Source organism: Conyzicola sp. (assembly GCF_057073975.1).
The window spans coordinates 1-3833 of sequence record NZ_JBXMIS010000035.1; the positions used below are offsets into that span (position 1 = coordinate 1).

The following is a 3833-nucleotide window of genomic DNA, read 5'->3' on the forward strand; positions in this document are numbered from 1 at the left end:
AGGCCGATCTCGACCAGGCGGTGAAGGATCCGGACTCGACCCCGCTGACCAACGCGATCGTCTGCCCGACGCAGACCTACTTCGCCGCGCAGGGCAAGCTCTGGCCGATCGACTCGGCACTCATCGCGGGGCTGCCGCAGACGACCTTCGACGCTGGAACATGCGCGGCGCTGCCGAAGACGACCACCACTGTTCGCGGCGGTCTCATCGTCGCGGCGGCAACAGGACCCGTCTACTCGATCGGCGCCGACGGGAGCAAGCGCGCACTGCCGACCGCCGCCTCGCAGTCGGCGGCGACCGCGCCCTATGCCCCGGTGCTGCTGCGGGTATCGGCGGGCTTCATCGCCTCGCGACCGGCCGCCTGATCGCCGCGCCGTCGAGAGACCCGCGAATACGGTACTCTGGAGCGGAGGCAGGCTCGTAGGCGGCACAACCGCGCTGCGCACCGGCCACACAGCTCTCGACGGTGACGATGTTCCATCGCCATCGATCGTGCGCGATGGTGATCTAAAAGGGTCGATATCGCAGCTCCCCTGAGCGACTCACTCGTCGACCAGGCCGAGCTGGAAGCCAGCCGTAGTGCTGGGCTCCCCTTTGCCGCTTCACGCCCGCGGTTCCACTGTTCCCGCGAAGCGCCTCAGCCGTGACAAGCTTGCTTCTATGCAGGTGCGCCTCGTTGCGACTGCGCGATCACTGTAAGGAATTCACCAATGACCACGGAATCCACGCCCGTGCCAACAGCGAAGGCGCGTGCTCCCAAGAGCACAGAGCCCGACGTGCTGACCGGCTCTGGAGCGATCCTCCGCACTCTTGAGAACCTGGGCATCAAAGATGTCTTCGGTCTCCCGGGCGGCGCGATCATCCCGTTCTACGACGAGCTGATGGCCTCGACCACGATCCGCCACATCCTGGTTCGCCATGAGCAGGGCGCAGGCCACGCGGCCGAGGGCTACTCCGCGACGGGCGGCCAGATCGGCGTCTGCATCGCCACCTCCGGCCCCGGTGCAACCAACCTCGTCACGGCGATCGCCGACGCGTACATGGACTCGGTGCCGCTGCTCGCGATCACCGGCCAGGTCTTCTCCACCCTCATGGGAACGGATGCGTTCCAGGAGGTCGACATCGTCGGTATCACGATGCCGATCACCAAGCACTCCTTCCTCGTCACCGACCCGGCCGACGTGCCGGCCACGCTCGCGGCCGCCTACCAGATCGCGACGACCGGCCGCCCCGGCCCCGTGCTCGTCGACATCACGAAGGATGCCCAGCAGAAGTCGGCACCATACATCTGGCCGCCGAAGATCGACCTGCCCGGCTACCGCCCCGTCACGAAGGCGCACGGCAAGCAGATCCTCGCTGCGGCAGAGCTGCTCGCCAAGGCAGAGCGCCCCGTGCTCTACGTCGGCGGCGGCGTCAACCGCGCCAAGGCGTCGGCCGAGCTGCTCGACCTCGCCAACGCGACCGGTGCGGCCGTCGTCACGACGCTCATGGCCCGCGGCGTCTTCCCCGACTCCCACGAGCAGAACCTCGGCATGCCCGGTATGCACGGAACGGTTCCCGCTGTGCTCGCACTGCAGGAGGCCGACCTCATCGTCAGCCTCGGTGCACGATTCGACGACCGTGTCACGGGCAAGCCGAGCGAGTTCGCCCCGCTCGCCAAGATCGTGCACGTTGACATCGACCCCGCGGAGATCGGCAAGATCCGCGTGCCCGATGTTCCCATCGTCGGCGATGCCAAAGACGTCATCGTCGATCTGACCGCTGCCTACGCGGATGCCGCGAAGACCCACAAGCCAGACATCACCGGCTGGTGGGAGCGCCTCACCTCGCTCCGCACGCAGTTCCCGCTCGGCTACGACGAGCCGGAGGACGGCCTGCTCTCCCCGCAGGCGGTCATCCAGCGCATCGGCCAGCTCACCGGACCGGAGGGCGTCTACGCCGCCGGCGTCGGCCAGCACCAGATGTGGGCCGCGCAGTTCATCAAGTACGAGCGCCCCAACTCGTGGCTCAACTCCGGTGGAGCCGGAACCATGGGCTACGCCGTGCCGGCCGCCATGGGTGCGAAGGTGGCAGAACCCGATCGCGTCGTGTGGGCGATCGACGGCGATGGATGCTTCCAGATGACCAACCAGGAGCTGGCCACCTGCACCATCAACAACATCCCGATCAAGGTCGCGATCATCAACAACTCGAGCCTCGGCATGGTGCGCCAGTGGCAGACCCTGTTCTACGAGGGCCGCTACTCGTTCACCGACCTCGAGACGGGAGACGGAACCCGCATGGTTCCCGACTTCGTCAAGCTCGCTGACGCGTACGGCTGCCTCGCCATCCGCGTGACGAAGCAGAGCGAAGTGGATGCCGCCATCAAGCTGGCGCTGGAGACCAACGACCGCCCCGTCGTCATCGACTTCATCGTCTCGCGTGACGCCATGGTGTGGCCGATGGTTCCGCAGGGAGTCGGCAACTCGAGCGTGCAGTACGCGCGGGACCACGCCCCAGAGTGGGAAGAGGAGTAAGGGCCATGAGCCACGTACTGTCCCTCCTCGTCGAGGACCGCCCCGGACTGCTCACGCGCGTCGCCGGCCTGTTCGCGCGCCGCGGATTCAACATCGAGTCGCTCGCCGTCGGTGCGAGCGAGATCGAGGGCCTCAGCCGCATCACCGTCGTCGTCGACGTCGAGGAGCTGCCGCTCGAGCAGGTCACCAAGCAGCTGAACAAGCTCGTCAACGTCATCAAGATCGTCGAGCTCGACTCGTCGCAGGCGGTCACCCGCGAGCACATCCTGGTGAAGGTGCGGGTCGACAACTCGACGCGCTCGCAGGTGCTCGAGGCCGCGACACTGTTCCGCGCCCAGATCGTCGATGTCGCCACCGATGCCCTCGTCATCGAGGCGACCGGCAACACCGGCAAGATCCAGGCGCTGCTCAAGATCCTCGAGCCGTATGGCATCAAGGAGATCGCCCAGTCGGGCCTCCTCGCCATCGGCCGCGGCTCGAAGAGCATCACAGAGCGCGTCTACAAGAACTAGCTCGCCCTTCGGGCGACGCCGACCAACAGTCTCAAACCACAAACAAGGAAGCTAGAAATGACTGAACTCTTCTACGACAAGGATGCCGACCTGGCCATCATCCAGGGCAAGAAGGTCGCCATCGTCGGCTACGGCTCGCAGGGCCACGCCCACGCACAGAACCTCCGCGACTCCGGTGTCGAGGTCGTCATCGCGCTCAAGGACGGCTCCAAGTCCGCTCCGAAGGCACAGGAGGAGGGCTTCGAGGTCAAGTCGGTCGCCGACGCGACCGTCTGGGCCGACCTCATCATGATCCTCGCGCCCGACCAGCACCAGCGCGGCATCTTCGCCGAGTCGATCAAGGACAACCTGACCGAGGGCAAGACGCTCGCCTTCGCGCACGGCTTCAACATCCGCTTTGGCTACATCGAGCCGCCTGCCGGTGTCGACATCATCCTCATCGCCCCGAAGGCCCCCGGCCACACTGTGCGCCGCGAGTTCGTCGCCGGCCGTGGAATCCCGGACATCATCGCCGTAGAGCAGGACGCCTCCGGCCACGCCTGGGACACCGCCCTCTCGTACGCGAAGGCCATCGGCGGAACCCGCGCCGGCGTCATCAAGACCACCTTCACCGAGGAGACCGAGACCGACCTGTTCGGTGAGCAGGCTGTTCTCTGCGGCGGAACCTCGCAGCTGGTGCAGTACGGCTTCGAGACCCTCGTCGAGGCTGGCTACCAGCCGCAGATCGCCTACTTCGAGGTGCTGCACGAGCTCAAGCTCATCGTCGACCTCATGTGGGAGGGCGGCATCGCCAAGCAGCGCTGGT

At 66.4% G+C, this 3833-nt stretch carries 4 protein-coding genes; all 4 read left to right on the top strand.

Features of this window, described 5'->3' with window-relative positions:
- A partial coding sequence (locus AC14A7_RS03245; protein ID WP_484006449.1) for a hypothetical protein occupies positions 1–365 on the top strand: 365 nt, incomplete at its 5' end.
- A 345-nt stretch (positions 366–710) separates the two neighbouring features.
- A complete protein-coding gene (locus AC14A7_RS03250) occupies positions 711–2516 on the top strand; it encodes an acetolactate synthase large subunit (protein ID WP_484006450.1) in 1806 nt (601 codons plus the stop codon).
- Between the two features lie 5 nt (positions 2517–2521).
- The gene (gene ilvN / locus AC14A7_RS03255) at positions 2522–3028 is read left to right on the top strand and encodes an acetolactate synthase small subunit (RefSeq protein ID WP_484006451.1); all 507 of its coding nucleotides are present in this window, start codon (positions 2522–2524) and stop codon (positions 3026–3028) included.
- Positions 3029–3085: 57 nt separating this feature from the next.
- Positions 3086–3833 (top strand): ketol-acid reductoisomerase (gene ilvC / locus AC14A7_RS03260; protein ID WP_484006452.1); only part of this gene is annotated, 748 nt, incomplete at its 3' end.